The sequence below is a fragment of the Acidovorax facilis genome, assembly GCF_023913775.1.
GTDB lineage: Bacteria > Pseudomonadota > Gammaproteobacteria > Burkholderiales > Burkholderiaceae_C > Acidovorax > Acidovorax facilis.
Genome location: NZ_JAMXAX010000134.1, coordinates 1 through 15,449, shown reverse-complemented (window position 1 = coordinate 15,449; position 15,449 = coordinate 1). Strand labels below are relative to the sequence as shown.

Annotated in this window: 15 protein-coding genes; 4 read left to right on the top strand and 11 right to left on the bottom strand. The window is 63.7% G+C overall.

Annotated features, from left to right (window positions below):
* Positions 1-132: 132 nt before the first annotated feature.
* Both NFX52_RS25090 and NFX52_RS25085 read right to left on the bottom strand, forming a co-directional pair.
* Positions 133-1,122, bottom strand: coding sequence for a Bug family tripartite tricarboxylate transporter substrate binding protein (locus tag NFX52_RS25090; RefSeq protein WP_055400813.1), 990 nt, complete (start codon positions 1,120-1,122; stop codon positions 133-135).
* 46 nt (positions 1,123-1,168) lie between these two features.
* A complete protein-coding gene (locus NFX52_RS25085; RefSeq protein WP_055400815.1) occupies positions 1,169-2,347 on the bottom strand; it encodes a M20 family metallopeptidase in 1,179 nt (392 codons plus the stop codon).
* Positions 2,348-2,446: 99 nt separating this feature from the next.
* Between NFX52_RS25085 and NFX52_RS25080 the strand changes: the two genes are divergently transcribed.
* On the top strand, positions 2,447-3,367 hold the full coding sequence (locus tag NFX52_RS25080; RefSeq protein WP_055400817.1) for a MurR/RpiR family transcriptional regulator: 921 nt from the start codon (positions 2,447-2,449) through the stop codon (positions 3,365-3,367).
* A 106-nt stretch (positions 3,368-3,473) separates the two neighbouring features.
* Here NFX52_RS25080 and NFX52_RS25075 read toward each other — a convergent pair whose 3' ends face one another.
* From NFX52_RS25075 to NFX52_RS25050, 6 genes are all read right to left on the bottom strand, one after another.
* Positions 3,474-4,211: an amino acid ABC transporter ATP-binding protein gene (locus tag NFX52_RS25075; RefSeq protein WP_055400819.1), complete on the bottom strand. Its 738-nt coding sequence runs from the start codon at positions 4,209-4,211 to the stop codon at positions 3,474-3,476.
* 40 nt (positions 4,212-4,251) lie between these two features.
* Positions 4,252-4,917, bottom strand: a complete 666-nt coding sequence (locus tag NFX52_RS25070; protein ID WP_055400821.1) for an amino acid ABC transporter permease — start codon at positions 4,915-4,917, stop codon at positions 4,252-4,254.
* 1 nt (position 4,918) lies between these two features.
* On the bottom strand, positions 4,919-5,677 hold the full coding sequence (locus tag NFX52_RS25065; protein WP_055400823.1) for an amino acid ABC transporter permease: 759 nt from the start codon (positions 5,675-5,677) through the stop codon (positions 4,919-4,921).
* 108 nt (positions 5,678-5,785) lie between these two features.
* Positions 5,786-6,685 (bottom strand): amino acid ABC transporter substrate-binding protein, encoded by a 900-nt coding sequence (locus tag NFX52_RS25060; protein WP_055400825.1) that lies wholly within the window; start codon positions 6,683-6,685, stop codon positions 5,786-5,788.
* A gap of 113 nt (positions 6,686-6,798) precedes the next feature.
* On the bottom strand, positions 6,799-7,695 hold the full coding sequence (locus NFX52_RS25055; RefSeq protein WP_055400827.1) for an amino acid ABC transporter substrate-binding protein: 897 nt from the start codon (positions 7,693-7,695) through the stop codon (positions 6,799-6,801).
* Positions 7,696-7,887: 192 nt separating this feature from the next.
* Positions 7,888-8,820: a LysR family transcriptional regulator gene (locus tag NFX52_RS25050; RefSeq protein WP_055400828.1), complete on the bottom strand. Its 933-nt coding sequence runs from the start codon at positions 8,818-8,820 to the stop codon at positions 7,888-7,890.
* A gap of 262 nt (positions 8,821-9,082) precedes the next feature.
* Here NFX52_RS25050 and NFX52_RS25045 point away from each other — a divergent pair, with 262 nt between their 5' ends.
* The 3 genes from NFX52_RS25045 to NFX52_RS25035 are packed head-to-tail and all read left to right on the top strand — an operon-like array spanning position 9,083 to position 12,013.
* Positions 9,083-9,640 (top strand): TRAP transporter small permease, encoded by a 558-nt coding sequence (locus NFX52_RS25045; RefSeq protein ID WP_055400831.1) that lies wholly within the window; start codon positions 9,083-9,085, stop codon positions 9,638-9,640.
* Complete coding sequence (locus NFX52_RS25040) at positions 9,637-10,935, top strand: TRAP transporter large permease (RefSeq protein WP_055400832.1); 1,299 nt, start codon at positions 9,637-9,639, stop codon at positions 10,933-10,935. Before NFX52_RS25045 ends, NFX52_RS25040 begins: the two co-directional genes overlap by 4 nt.
* A 40-nt stretch (positions 10,936-10,975) precedes the next feature.
* Positions 10,976-12,013, top strand: a complete 1,038-nt coding sequence (locus NFX52_RS25035; RefSeq protein ID WP_055400834.1) for a DctP family TRAP transporter solute-binding subunit — start codon at positions 10,976-10,978, stop codon at positions 12,011-12,013.
* Between the two features lie 147 nt (positions 12,014-12,160).
* Here the strand turns inward: NFX52_RS25035 and NFX52_RS25030 are convergent, their stop codons facing one another.
* The 3 genes from NFX52_RS25030 to NFX52_RS25020 all read right to left on the bottom strand — a co-directional run.
* Positions 12,161-12,517 (bottom strand): nucleotide pyrophosphohydrolase, encoded by a 357-nt coding sequence (locus NFX52_RS25030; protein WP_202907206.1) that lies wholly within the window; start codon positions 12,515-12,517, stop codon positions 12,161-12,163.
* 71 nt (positions 12,518-12,588) lie between these two features.
* Positions 12,589-13,521, bottom strand: coding sequence for a 2-hydroxyacid dehydrogenase (locus NFX52_RS25025; RefSeq protein ID WP_055400836.1), 933 nt, complete (start codon positions 13,519-13,521; stop codon positions 12,589-12,591).
* A gap of 138 nt (positions 13,522-13,659) precedes the next feature.
* A partial coding sequence (locus tag NFX52_RS25020) for an ABCB family ABC transporter ATP-binding protein/permease (RefSeq protein WP_289781627.1) occupies positions 13,660-15,449 on the bottom strand: 1,790 nt, incomplete at its 5' end.

Genomic DNA, 15,449 nt, shown 5'->3' with positions numbered 1-15,449 from the left:
TGGGGGTGTGGAGTGCGGCTGTCATGGGCAGCATTGTCCCATCGGGTTATCAACTATTGTTTTGATAGCTGCTAGCGCTTATCCAATCAGCGCTAGCAGCCAAAAACACTCAAAATTCAGAGCAACACCGCGTCATTCGGCGGTGATGCCTGCCTTGCGCACCACGTCGCCAAACTTCACCAGGCGCTCTGCCATCATCTTTTCGAACGCGGCGGGCGGCATCTCTTCGGGCACGATCACGCCGCGCTCCTTGAGGTTCGTCACCATGGCGGGCGATGTGGCGACCTGGCGCACGGCTTTGTACAGCGTCTGCACCACCGCTTCAGGCGTACCCGCGGGCGCGGCCAGGCCCGTCCAGGAGGTGAGGTTCAGCTCGGGGTGACCGACCTCGGCCATGGTGGGCACATCGGGCAGCTGGGGCAGGCGCTGGTCGGCCGCTACGGCCAGAGCGCGCACCTTGCCCGCCTGGATGTGCGGCAGCATGATGACCAGGTTGTCGAGGATGAACTGCACCTCGTTGCCCAGCACGCCCGTGATCAGCGGCGTGCCCCCACGGTAGGGAATGTGCGTGGTGAACACGCCCGTGGAGACCTTGAGCATTTCCACGTTGAGCTGGCCCATGCTGCCCACGCCACCGCTGCCATAGTTGAGCTTGCCGGGGTTCTTCTTGGCGTAGTCGATGAACTCCTTGAAGGTCTTGAAAGGCAGGCTGCTGTGCACCACCAGGGCGTTGGGCTGGCGGCCCAGGATGGCGATGTTTTCAAAATCCTTGACGGGGTCGTAGCCGATCTTGGGCTGGGTGAGCGGGTTGGCCAGGTGGCTGCTTTGCGACGACACCACCAGGGTGTAGCCGTCGGCCTTGGAGCGCGCCACATACTGCGCGCCCACCGAGCCACCCGCGCCGGCGCGGTTTTCTACCACGATGGGCACGCCCAGCACGCGCGACAGCGGCTCGGAATACTGGCGCGCCATGATGTCCACCGACCCACCGGGTGGGAACGGCACCACGAGCGTGATCGGGCGCGAAGGGAACTTGTCTTGTGCCATGGCGGGCAGCGCGGCCAGGCCGGCAAGGCCCAGTCCGGTGGTCAGAAGGTGGCGGCGGGAAGGTGTGGTGTTCATGGCGGTCAAAGAACTCAAGAAACAGGTTGAAAAGATACGGAAAGAATCAAGGGTGTGACAGCACGGCCAGCGCCACGGCCTGCGCGCGCGGCACAAAGGTGGACAGCTCGCAGTACTCGCGTTCGGTGTGTGCATGTCCGCCCACCGGGCCCGTGGCACACAGCGTGGGCACACCCACAGACGCAGTCAGGCCGCTGTCGGCCGCACCGCCAGTGAACTCGCCTTGCACCTCAAAGCCCAGCGCGCGTGCACCTTGCTGGTACAGCGCCAGCAAGTCGTCCGGTGTGGGCTTCATGGGCATCGTGCGGCGCGTGGTGGTGATGCGGCCCTGGGTGCGGGGCACGGACTCTTCTTCGACGATGGCGCGCACGCGCCCCAGCAGTTGGTCGGGGTCGGTGTCGGCGGTGAAGCGCAGGTCCACCTCGGCGCGTGCGTGTGGCGCCACCATGTTGGGCACGATGCCGCCCTGCACCACGCCCACGTTGCAGGTGACGCCCGTGGCTGGGTCGGTCAGCGCATGCAGCGCCAAGGTCTTGCGGGCCAAGGCTTCGATGGCGCTGGCGCCAGCGGCGTGGTTGATGCCTGCATGCGCGGCCACGCCCTGCACCTCGAATTCCACCACCATCGAGCCCTTGCGGCTGGTGACCACGTTGCCGCTCACGCGGCCGGGCTCGGCGTTGAACACGGCACGCGCCCCCCGCACGCGGGCCATGATGAGGTCACGCGTGGCGGGCGAACCGATCTCTTCATCGCACGAGAAGAACAGGTGCAGCGGCGCCTGCAGGGCGCCACAGCGCGCAAAGGCCTCGGCCACAAACACGTTGAGCACCAGGCCGGACTTCATATCGGCCACGCCGGGGCCGTAGGCGCGCCCCGCTTCTTCGCGGTAAGGGCGCTTGGCCACGGTGCCATCGGGAAACACCGTGTCCATGTGCCCCATGAGGATGATGGGCGCGCCACCGGCTTCAGCGCCTTCCGGGTTGACCTGCGCATGCAGCAGCACGCCATAGCCGGGCACGGGCTCGAACTGCACGGGCACACCAGCCGCCTGCAGGCGCTCGGCCAGGGCATGGGCCACGGCCGTCACGCCCGCCTCATTGCGGCTGCCGCTCTCGATATTGACCACTTTTTGCAACAGGTCTTGCATGGACTGCTGCTGCCTGGCCAGCCAGTCCAGGACCTGCGCACGCACCGGCAGCAGACCTTCGTTCAGGGTATTGAGCATCGTTGTCCTTGGGCAAGCCCCAGGTAGGGGCAAAATTTGGGTCGCAGTGTTGCACGCGACCCGGGGTTCTGCAACGTATTTTGCACGAATGAGAATTTTATGAAATCATCATTGCACGAATCCAGCGCCTTGCTGACCGAGCGGCTGGCCCGCCAGGACGCCGACCTGACAGCCAGCGAACGGGCGCTGGCCGAGGCCCTGGGGCGCGACTACCCCCACGCCCTGCTGGAGTCCGCCACCGCCCTCGCTGCGCGCACTGGCACCAGTGCATCGACCGTGGTGCGGCTGTTTGCCAAGCTGGGCTACGGCAGCTATGCCGAGGCCCAGCGCGAGGCGCGGGCCGAGGTCACCGCCCTGCTGCAAACGGCCGGGCAGCGCGCACCCGTCACCATCGGCACCCGGCGCAGCCTGCAGCAGTGTGTGGACGACGCGCTGCTGCACGACCAGCACAACCTCACCACCACGCGCGACGGGCTGGACATGGCGGCCTTCGAGGCCATGGTGGCGCGCATTGCACAGGGCAAGGGACGCATCTTTGTGCTGGCGCAGATCAACAGCGCCCCAGTGGCCGCCTGGCTGGCGCTGCACCTGAACATGTGCCGCCCGGGCGTGCACGAACTGGGGGCTGGCGCGGTGGACGCCACCGACCAGCTGCTGTGGATCCAGCCCGAAGATGCCTTGCTGGTCTTCAGCATCCGCCGCTACGCCAGCGGGCCGGTGAAAGTGGCGCAGCGCTTTCGCGACGCGGGGGCCCAGGTGCTGGCCATCACCGACAGCGCCGCAGCGCCCTTGGCCGCGCTGTCCCACCACCGGCTGCAGGTGCGCACGTCCAACGCATCGCCGTTCGACTCGTACACCGCCGCGTTCTTCCTGTGCAATGCGCTGGTGTCGGCCGTGGCCCAGCTGCGGCACAAGGCGGTGTCCGAGGCACTGAAGCGGCGCGATGATCTGTGGACGGATTTCGAGTCGCAGCTCATCGTGGAAAGTCCCTCGCCAGCCGGTCGGCGGAGCAAGCGCTAGCCTGCGCGCAGCAGTCGTTCAGCCTTGGGGGGCCCCATGAAAAAAGCGCTCCAGAGAGCGCTTTATGAAGCCCCAAACCCCTGCGGCACGGGCGTGCAAGCACCGTTCAGTGCTGCAGGATCTTGTTGAGGAAGTCCTTGGTACGCGGCTGGCGTGCGTCGGGGTTGTTGAAGAAGTCGTCCTTGGAGCAGTCTTCCAGGATCTTGCCGCCCACGTCCATGAAGATCACGCGGTTGCTCACCTTGCGGGCAAAGCCCATTTCGTGGGTCACGCACATCATGGTCATGCCTTCGTTGGCCAGGCCCACCATCACGTCCAGCACTTCGCCGACCATTTCGGGGTCGAGCGCGGAGGTGGGCTCGTCGAACAGCATCACGATGGGGTCCATCGACAGCGCGCGCGCAATGGCCACACGCTGCTGCTGGCCGCCCGAGAGCTGGCCGGGGAACTTGTCCTTGTGCGCCATCAGGCCCACACGTTCGAGCATCTTCAGACCGCGCTTCTTGGCGTCGTCCGCACTGCGGCCCAGCACCTTGATCTGCGCAATGGTCAGGTTGTCCGTCACCGACAGGTGCGGGAACAACTCGAAATGCTGGAACACCATGCCTACGCGGCTGCGCAGCTTGGGCAGGTCGGTCTTGGGGTCGTGCAGTGCAATTCCGTCCACCGTGATCTCGCCCTTCTGGAAGGGTTCGAGCGCGTTGATGGTCTTGATCAGCGTGGACTTGCCCGAGCCCGAGGGGCCGCACACCACCACCACTTCACCCTTTTGGATGGTGGCCGTGCATTCGTTGAGCACCTGCACCGGGCCATACCACTTGGATACGTTTTTGAGTTCGATCATTTCTTTTTCCTCAATCCAATCTCTTTTGCACCAGCATCGATCAGCGGATGATCGCGATCTTCTGGTGCAGGCGCTTGACCGCCCAGGACAGCGCATAGCACATGATGAAGTACAGAACCGCAGCGGCCAGGTATGCCTCGATCGGACGACCAAAGTTCTTGCCCGCCACTTCAAAGCCCTTGAGCATGTCGTAGGCACCAATGGCGTAGACCAGCGACGTGTCCTGGAACAGGATGATGGTCTGCGTGAGCAGCACCGGCAGCATGTTGCGGAACGCCTGGGGCAGCACCACCAGCTTCATGTTCTGGCCGTACGTCATACCCAGCGCCTGGCCGGCATACACCTGGCCGCGTGGGATGGACTGGATGCCAGCGCGCATGATTTCGCTGAAGTAGGCCGCTTCAAAGGCGATGAAGGTAATGATCGCCGACACTTCCGCGCCAATGGGGCGGCCGATGATGGCTGGCACCAGCAGGAAGAACCACAGGATCACCATCACCAGCGGAATGGATCGCATGCCGTTGACGTAGATGGTCGCAGGAACATCCAGCCACTTCTTGCCCGACAGGCGCATGAGCGCCAGCACCGTGCCGAAGATCACGCCACCGATGGTGGCGATGAGCGTGAGCAGCAGGCTGAAATACAGCCCTTTGAGCACGAAGTTGGAGATCAGCTCCCAGTTGTAGAAGGAGAAATCGATATTCATATCAATGCCCCCCTCCGGCCGCGCCGCTCACGACCATGCCAGGGATGCGTGCGCGTTTTTCGATGAAGGCCATGATGCGGTTGATGGCAAATGCCGAGATGATGTACAGCGTCGTCACCGCCAGGTAGACCTCGATGCCGCGCGAGGTTTCTTCCTGCGCCTGCATGGCAAACATCGTGAGTTCAGCCACCGACACGGCAAACGCCACGGACGAGTTCTTGAAGATGTTCATCGTCTCGCTGGTCAGCGGCGGGATGATGATGCGAAACGCCATGGGCAGAAGCACATAGCGGTAGGTCTGGAACGTGGTGAAGCCTACGGCCAGACCTGCGTACCGCTGACCGCGTGGCAACGCCTGGATGCCGGAGCGCACCTGCTCGGCAATACGTGCCGACGTGAAGAAGCCCAGTGCCAGCACCACCAGCGCAAAGCCAGGAACGCCCCGGAGCACCGGAAACAGGCTGGGTAGCACGTGGTACCACAGGAAAATCTGCACCAGCAACGGAATATTGCGAAACAGCTCGACCCAGGCATTGCCCAAGCGCACGATCATGGGCCGGTCCTGCAAGGTACGCAGCGTCCCGATCAAGGAACCCAACACAAGCGCCAGCACCAAGGCCAGCACCGAAACAGACACCGTCCAACCCCAGGCCGACAGCATCCAGTCCAGGTAGGTGATATCGCCGCCCTTGCCAAAGCAGCTTTGCACGACTTCCCTGTCCATGGTGTCCTGGCAGAACACCTGCCAATCCCAACTCATAGGAGCACCCCTTAAATTCTTGGTATTGCGTTGGGCGCAACACTTTGCGAGCCCAACAAAAAAGCCCCTTCAAACCGGTTGGCCGAAGGGGCACAAGCGTTCAGAAAATTACTTCTTTGCGTAGTCTTCCATGGGCTTGTCATTGGGCGATGCCCATGCTGCCTTGGTAGCGTCGGACATCGGCAGACCAATCTTGGTGTTGGTCGGTGGCACGGGTTGCATGAACCACTTGTCGTACAGCTTGGCCAGCGAACCGTCTGCAATCTGGCGCTTGATGGAGTCGTCCACGGCCTTCTTGAAGGCTGGATCGTCCTTGCGCAGCATGCAGGCGATAGGCTCCACGCTCAGAACTTCACCGACGATCTTGTAGTCGGCAGGGTTCTTGGACTTGGAGATGTTGGCAGCCAGGATGGAGCCGTCCATCACAAACGCATCGGCGCGGCCGGTTTCCAGCATCAGGAAGCTGTCAGCGTGGTCTTTGCCAAAGACTTCCTTGAAGTCGATGCCGCCAGCACGCTCATGCTTGCGCAGGGTTTGCACCGAAGTGGTGCCCGTGGTGGTGGCGATGGTCTTGCCGTTCAGGTCCTTGATGGACGTGATGCCCGAGTTGGCCTTGACAACGGTGCGCACTTCTTCCACGTAGGTGGTAACGGCAAACGCAACGTCCTTTTGGCGGGCGGCATTGTTGGTGGTGGAGCCGCACTCCAGATCCACGGTGCCATTGGTCACCAGGGGAATACGGTTTTGCGAAGTCACAGGCTGGTACTTCACGTCCAGCTTGGGCAGGCCCAGTTGCTTCTGGATGTCGGCCAGGACGATTTCGCCCATTTCAGTGTGGAAGCCCACAAACTTGCCGTTACCCAGGGTGTAGGAAAGACCGGAAGATTCGCGAACGCCCAGCGTCACGCTACCCGAGGCCTTGATCTTGGCCAGGGTATCGGTGGCTTGAGCGAAAGCGCTACCTGCAGCCAGGGCGGTCACGGCAACCGCGAGCAAATGCTTCTTCATTGGTATCTCCTTGTGTGTGAAGCTAAAAACGGGGGGATTCTAGAGATTCGCCCACGCCGGCAGTGCCGGCAGGTCGCATTCTCCAAAAACAGAAACCTCGACCGGGATATTAGTCAGAACGGAACCTGGTCGGTGGGGTATTTCCAGAAGTCGCGCAACAAGTAGCTGACCGGCAGGTTCAGCACCGTGTTGTTGGGTGGGATGGGTTTGTTAAACCACTTGTCATAAATGGGGTAGATGTCCCGGCTGGTGATCAGGCGGCGCATCTCTTCATCAATCAGCTTTTTGAACTCGGGGTCGTTCTTGGGCAGCATGATGGCCAGTGGCTCGGTGGTCATGAAGCGGCCCACCACCTTGAGCGCCTTGGGGTCAGGCCGCCCGGCGGCCAGGCCATACAACAGCACGTCGTCCATCACAAAAGCATCGGCCTCGCCCTTCTCGACCATCTCGACCGCCTTGGCGTGGTCCGGCGCCTCAACAATGGTGATCCCCATCAGGCGCTCGCGGTTGGCCTGATCGGCGGCCTTGAGCGGTGTTGTGCCCTTAGTGGACACCAGCTTCTTGCCATTGAGGTCTTCCACACGGTCGATGGGGCTGGAGGTCTTCACCAGCAGCCGCGCACCCGTGATGAAATGGGGAATGGTGAACGCAACCTTCTGGCGCCGCTCGGCGTTGTTGGTGGTAGAGCCACACTCCATGTCGGCTTTGCCCTGCTCGATCATGGCGATACGGTTGGCCGGCGTGACCGCTACAAGCTCAACCTCCATGTCCTTCTTGCCGGTTTTCTTGCGCACCACCTCGGCCAGGCGCAGGCACAGGTCCATGGCATAACCCACCGGCTTGCCGGACTGGGTGTCAATGTACGAAAAAGGCACCGACGATTCACGGTACGCAATCACCAGCTTGCCGCCGGCACTGATGCGCTCCAGCACCGAGGCCTGCGCAGAGGCCGCGAAAGCGCAGCTTGCAGCGGCAAGGCCCCAGGCAATTCCCCAATGCTGAACTTTCATACGGCGTCTCGGTGAGTGGATGGATCGGATTCGCAATGTTCGTGCCACCGTGGGGACTAAGAATCTGCTCTTAGACGGCACACGCTGCAGCAGCCGACCCAGCGATGGCGCCGACTGTACGTGTCGTTACCGTGAAATTCCAATGCCGTTTGCGCGCGCAACTATGCAAAGTGTTTATATCCGTATTTACCCTTAGCATGACCCGGCCTGCGCTTGAAGGTACATCCACAGCGCCTGTGCCGTGCCTTTGGGAGCCTCTTTGCCCGCTGGTTTTTCGCGGTAGGCGCGCACATCCATGGTCATCTGCAGGCCTTCGCTATCGACCGGTGCTGCACTGACCAGACGGCGCGAACGCAATTCTTTCTTCACGGCGCTGTGCGGCAGAAAGGCCACGCCATGGCCTTCGAGCGCCATGGCCTTGAGCCCCTCGGCCATGTCGGTTTCGTACACGCGCTCCAGATGGATGGGCGTGCCGGATTCCTTCAGGATCAGTTCGGTCACGCGCCCCAGATAGGCGCCCGGGGCGTAGCCCAGGTAGGGCAGTGGTTGCCCGGCCCGGCCCGGCAGGCGGTGCACGGGTTGTCCGTCGGCGTCGGCCTTGCTGTAGGGGGAGATCACTTCCTGCCCCAGGCTCACCATCTCGTAACGGTCGGCATCCAGCTGGAAGGGCTGCGAAGGGTGGTGGTAGGCAATCAGCAGATCGCACCCGCCCTCCACCAGGCGCATCACGGCGTCGTGCACGTTCAACGCAATCAGCCGGCTTTTGAACGGCCCAAACTTGTCGTGCAAGCTCGACACCCAGGCTGGGAAAAACGTGAACGCCAGCGTGTGCGGCACGGCGAACTCGATCATGTCCTTGCCCGCGCTGGTGTGCGCCCGCAGCATGGCGCGCGTGTTCTGCAGCGCCTGCAGCACTTCCAGAGACTGGTCGTACAGGGTCTTGCCAGCCGGGGTGAGTCGGGTGGGGTAAGAGCTGCGGTCCACCAGATCGGTGCCAGCCCAGGCTTCCAGCGCCTGGATGCGCCGCGAGAACGCGGGCTGCGTCACATGCCGCAGCTGCGCTGACCGGCTGAAGCTGCGGGTTTCCGCAAGACTGACGAAATCTTCAAGCCACTTGGTTTCCATCGGCGCATTATCCGCGCGGGCGCTGCAGCGTGCTGGCACCGGGCATCAGGGTTTCCACACGCCCGCGCGCCTGCAGCCCTCGGCTCCATGCGCGTCTCCCGGCTGCGCTGGCCCCCCGCACCAATGCTGTGCATGCATAGCGAGCGACGCATAATACCCAACGCGTCTACCCCGCTTCTCCCTCGGTCAACGCCCCAGGTGCACAACGCCGCCGGGCAGCAAGATCGGCATTTGCCCCGTGTTCTTCTGACTCCCCGCGTTCATGTCCACCTCCACTCCCGATGGGCAGCCCTCTGCGCCCATAGTGCCTGCAGCGCCCGCTGCCGCTGACGAACCCCGCTCCCTGCGCCTGGAAGACTGGCTCATCGTCCTGACCATGGCCGCCCTGGCGCTCATCACCTTTGTGAACGTGGTGTTGCGCTATTTCACCGATGCATCCTTCGCCTGGACCGAAGAAATATCGGTGTTCCTGATGATCGTGCTGGCCATGGTCGGCGGCTCCGCCGCCGTGGCGCGCCAGTTGCCCATCCGCATCGAGTTCTTTGCCGATGGCGGCTCCGAGCACCGGCGTCAGGTGCTGGCGCAGTTTGGTGCTCTCATGGTGGCGCTGTTGTTTGGGCTGATCACGGTGCTGAGCATCCGCGTGGTGTGGGACGACTACCGGTTTGAAGAGACATCGCCCGGCATCGGTGTGCCGCAGTGGTGGTACACCGTCTGGCTGCCCGTGCTGTGCGCGCTGACCACAGCCCGGGCACTGCAACTGTTTGCCCGCCTGCGGCGTGCATCGGCCGCATCGACCGCACCGAAGGCCCGCCCGTGATCGCTACCCTGCTGTTTGTCGCCTTCCTGGGCATGATGTTTCTGGGCGTTCCGATTGGTGCGGCCCTGGGTCTGGCGGGCGCCACGGCCATTGCCGTGGCCAATGCCGAGACCCCCTGGTTCGGCCTGCTGGCCGTGCCGCAGAACTTTTACGCAGGCCTGGGCAAATACCCGCTGCTGGCCATCCCGATGTTCGTGCTGGTGGGCTCGATCTTCGACCGCTCAGGCGTGGCGCTGCGGCTGGTGAACTTTGCGGTGTCCATCGTGGGCCGAGGGCCCGGCATGCTGCCGCTGGTGGCGATTGCCGTGGCCATGTTCCTGGGCGGCATCTCCGGCTCGGGCCCTGCTACCGCAGCGGCGGTGGGTGGCGTCATGATCGCCGCCATGGCGCGCGCCGGGTATCCCGCTGCCTACTCGGCGAGTGTGGTGGCGGGCGCAGCAGCCACCGACATCCTCATCCCGCCCTCGGTGGCGTTCATCGTGTATTCGGTGCTGGTGCCGGGCGCCTCGGTGCCCGCCTTGTTTGCCGCAGGCATGTTCCCAGGCATCCTGGCGGGCATTGCGCTGATCGTGCCCGCCGTGTGGCTGGCACGCCGCCACAAGATGGGTGGCGCTGAAGCCGACATGCCCCGCCCGCCTTTCTGGCGCAGCCTGCGCGAGGCGGCGTGGGGGCTGGCCGCGCCGGTGGTGATTCTGGGCGGCATGCGTGCCGGCTGGTTCACTCCCACCGAGGCTGCTGTGGTGGCCGTGTTCTACGGCCTGTTTGTGGGCATGTGCATTCACCGCACGATCCGTGTGCGCGACCTGTTCACCATCCTGCGCGAAGCCGGTGAACTGTCGGCCGTGATCCTGGTGGTGGTATCGCTGGCAGGCATCTTTGCGTTCTCGCTGTCCACCCTGGGAGTGATCGACCCCATCACCCGCACCATCGTGCAGTCGGGGCTGAGCGAGCAGGGTGTGCTCGGCGTGCTGATCGTCATGCTGCTGATCGCAGGCATGTTCCTCGACGGCATCTCCATCTTCCTGATCTTTGTGCCCCTGCTCATGCCCATCATGCAGCACTACCAGTGGGACGTGGTGTGGTTCGGCGTGGTGCTGACCCTCACGGTGGCCATCGGCCAGTTCACCCCGCCCATGGCCGTAAACCTGATGGTGTCCAGCAAGATTGCCGGCGTACGCATGGAGCAGACCACCCGCTGGGTCGTCTGGCTGGTGCTGGCCATGACGCTGGCGATGCTGCTGGTCGTCGTGTTTCCGCAGATTGCGCTCTGGCTGCCCCTGCGGCTGGGCTACTGATTTTTCCTCACCCATTCACCATCCAACAAGGAGACAACCGATGAAACTGCGCACCTTCCTCACCTCTGCCGTGGCCGCTGCAGCCGCCCTGGCCTTCACCGCACCTGCCGCCATCGCACAAACTGCGTACAAGAGCGAATACCGCATGTCGCTGGTGCTGGGCCCCGCGTTCCCCTGGGGCAAGGGCGGCGAGCTGTGGGCCAACAAGGTCCGCGAGCGCACCAATGGCCGCATCAACATCAAGCTGTACCCCGGCGTCTCGCTGATCCAGGGCGACCAGACGCGTGAATTCAGCGCGCTGCGCCAGGGCGTGATCGACATGGCCGTGGGCTCCACCATCAACTGGTCGCCCCAGGTCAAGCAACTCAACCTGTTCTCGCTGCCCTTCCTGTTCCCCGACTACGCCGCCGTGGACGCTGTGACGCAGGGCGACGTGGGCAAGAGCATCTTCGCCACGCTGGACAAGGCCGGTGCGATGCCACTGGCCTGGGGCGAAAACGGCTACCGCGAAATCTCCAACTCCAAAAAGGCCATCAAGACCCCTGAAGACCTCAAAGGCCTGAAGATTCGCGTGGTGGGCTCGCCGCTGTTCCTCGACACCTTCACCGCCCTGGGCGCCAACCCCACGCAGATGAGCTGGGCCGACGCACAGCCCGCTTTTGCCAGCGGCGCGGTGGACGGACAGGAAAACCCGTTGTCCATCTTCACCGCCGCCAAGCTGCACAGCGTGGCGCAAAAGCACATCACGCTGTGGGGCTACGTGAACGATCCGCTGATCTTTGTGGTGAACAAGGAGATCTGGAACAGCTGGACCCCAGCCGACCGCGAGATCGTCAAGCAAGCCGCCATCGACGCCGGCAAGGAAGAAATCGCTCTCGCCCGCAAGGGCGTGGTCGAAGCCGACAAACCTCTGCTCAAAGACATCGCCGCACTGGGCGTGACGGTGACCCAGCTGAGCCCCGCCGAACGCGCCGCCTTTGTGAAGGCCACACGCCCGGTATATGACAAGTGGAAGGGCCAGATTGGTGCCGACCTGGTGACCTCGGCCGAGAAGGCGATTGCGGCCCGCAAGCAATAAGCCAGACGCTGGTTCGCCAAAGCCCCCAACAAAAGCCCCGCTCGCGGGGCTTTTTGCTGTCGCTGGATCCTTGCAGGGCGGGAGCCGGTCGCTTCACTATTGATAGCTGTCAACGCTTACCAATAAAGCGCCAGAGGCATTTTTCATCTAAATGCCACGACCACCCACGGCTGCACCACCAACGCACGGCGCCGGATGTTTGACGGCGTTCTTGCGCAGCTTGTTCTCCACCGCCTGCGCCAGGTCCACACCCGCGTGGTCTGCCAGCTGCAGCAGGTACAGGAGCACATCGGCAACCTCATCGGCAATGGGCTCCGTGAGCGCCGGGTCATCACGTACCGCCAGCGACTGCTCGGGGGTCATCCACTGAAAAATCTCGGTCAGTTCCGCCGCTTCCACCATCAGCGCCATCGCCAGGTTCTTGGGGGTGTGAAACGGCTGCCACTGCCGCTCGGCGGCAAAGGCGCGCAGCCGCGCCTGCAAGGCATCGACATCCAGGGACATTGCCACAACTCCTTATTTGATAGCTGCTTGCGCTTATCCATAAAGCGCTAGAGCCATTTTTCATTCAAATTTCAGAGCGGAGACACCGGCGCCTCGCCTGCCAGATGGCGGCGAGCGTTTTCCAGGAAACGGTCCACCGAAGCCTGCACCGCCTCGGGCGACCAGCCCGCCACATGGGGTGTCAGCACCACGTTGTCCAGGTCCAGCAGTTCAGCCGGGGGCGCGGGCTCGCTCTCGTACACATCCAGGCCTGCTGCCGCAATGCGACCTTCGCGCAGCGCGGCGGCCAGGGCGGCGGTGTCGATCACGCTGCCGCGCGCGATGTTGACCACCACGCCGCGCGCGCCCAGGGCATTCAGCACGTCTGCGTTGACCAGGTGCTTGGTGCCCGCGCCACCGGGCGTGGCGACCACGAGGAAGTCCGACCATTCGGCCAGCGCCTTTACATCGCCAAAGTAGCGGTACGGCACATCGGTGCGCGCGCTGCGGTTGTGGTAGCCCACCTCGATCTCGAAGCCCAGCGCGCGCTGAGCAATCTTCTTGCCGATGGTGCCCAGGCCGATGATGCCCAGCCGCTTGTGCGACACGTTGGGCGGCAGCGGCAAGGCCGTGCGCCAGATGCCTGCGCGCGTGGCCTTGTCCAGCGGCAGGATGCGGCGCTGCGCGGCAATCAGCAGGCCCCAGGAATGGTCGGCCACGCAGTCGTCATTGGTGCCCGCGCCCGTGGCCACCACAACGCCCCGCGCCTTGGCGTGGGCCACGGCGATGTTCTCGAAGCCTGCGCCCAGCGCGCAAATCAGCGTGAGCGCAGGCAATGCATCGATCTGCGCGGCTGAGAGGCCCGTGGCGCCGATGGTCAGGACCACGGTGATGCGCGCGCCATGCTCGGCAATGGCGGCTGCGGCCTGCGCAGCGTCGGGCGCGTAGACCAGCTCGAACGACTGCGCCATCTGGGCGCGATGTTCTTCGGACAGGAACATGAGGGCAAGCAGTACAGGCTTCATGGGATAGTGCAATCTCGAAAAAAGAAAACGGGACGCTACGCTTTGCATCGTGCGCTTCGCGCAGAGCGTACAAAACCGGCGCGGCCCAGGCGCGGGACGCCTAGCAAGGGCCGCCCCGCAGCGATGGCGTCGTCCCCCTCAGGGGGAAGGCGCCGCAGGTGACTCAGGGGGGGCCTCCTGCTGGAGAGACCACATGCTGGCGTAGCGACCGCCGAGGGCCAGCAGCTGTGCATGGGTACCGCGTTCGATGATGCGGCCAGCGTCCATGACCAGGATCTCGTGCGCGTCCACCACCGTGGACAGGCGGTGCGCAATTACCAGCGTGGTCTTGTTCTGCGCCACGCCCTGCAGCTCGGCCTGGATGGCGCGTTCGTTGGCGGAGTCCAGCGCGCTGGTGGCCTCGTCAAAGATCAGGATGGGCGGGTTCTTGAGCAAGGTGCGCGCAATGGCTACGCGCTGCTTTTCACCGCCCGAGAGCTTGAGCCCGCGCTCGCCCACCATGGTGGCGTAGCCCTTGGGCGTGCTGGCAATGAAGTCGTGGATGCGTGCGGCACGGGCGGCGGCTTCGATCTCATCCTGGCTGGCACCGGTGCGGCCATAGGCGATGTTGTAGGCCACCGTGTCGTTGAACAGCACCGTGTCCTGCGGGACGATGCCAATCGCCTGGCGCACGCTCGCCTGCGTCACGCTGCGGATCTCCTGCCCCGCAATGGTGATGCGCCCCTGCTGGATGTCGTAGAAGCGAAACAGCAGCCGGGCCAGTGTGGACTTGCCCGAACCCGAAGGCCCCACCACCGCCACCGTCTTGCCCACAGGTATCTCGAAGCTGATGCCCTGCAGGATGGGTCGGCCGCTGCTGAAGTCGCTGCCTTGGCGCACGTCGTAGGAAAAATGCACGTTCTCAAAACGCACGGTGGGCTGGCTCAGCCCCGCCAGCGGCTGGGCGCCGGGTGCGTCGGCCACTTCGCGCTCTTTGTCCATGAGCGTGAACATCTTGTCCAGGTCGGTGAGGCTCTGCTTGATCTCGCGGTAGATCACGCCCAGAAAGTTGAGCGGGATGTACAGCTGGATCATGAAGGCATTGACCATGACGAGGTCGCCCAGCGTCATGCGGCCATCGACCACGCCCTGTGTGGCGCGCCACAGCATGGCCACCAGGCCCACGGCAATGATGAGCTGCTGGCCGGTGTTGAGCATCGACAGCGTGGTCTGGCTTTTGAGGCGGGCCAGGCGCAACCGCTCCAGGCTTTCGTCGTAGCGGCGGGCCTCAAAGCCTTCGTTGTTGAAGTACTTGACCGTCTCGTAGTTCAGCAGCGAATCCACGGCCTTGGAGTGTGCTGCCGAGTCGAACTCGTTGGCCTCGCGGCGGAACTTGGTGCGCCACTCGGTCACCAGCACGGTGTAGGCGATGTACAGCACCAGCGCGGCCAGCGTGATCCAGGCAAACCAGGCATCGAACTTGACGGCCAGCACACTCAACACCAGGATCACCTCGATCAAGGTGGCGAACACGTTGAACAGCGAAAACGAGATCAGCGACTCGATGCCGCGCACACCGCGCTCGATGTCGCGCGTCATGCCGCCGGTCTGGCGCTCCAGGTGAAAGCGCAGGCTCAGCGCGTGCAGGTGCTCGAACGTCTGCAGCGCAATGGAGCGCGCCGCACCCTGCGTAGCCTTGGCAAACACCAGCTCGCGCAGCTCGGTGAACAACGAGGTGGACAGGCGCAGCGCCCCGTACGCCACCAGCAAGCCCACCGGCACCACCAGCAGCGCGGCGGGGTCACCAGGCTTGAACGCCATCGCGTCCACCAGTGTCTTGAGCAGCAGCGGCACGCTGACGTTGGCCAGCTTGGCGCCCACCATGAACACAATGGCCGCCACCACGCGCCATTTGTATTGCCACAGGTAAGGGAGGAGCCGCCTCAGCG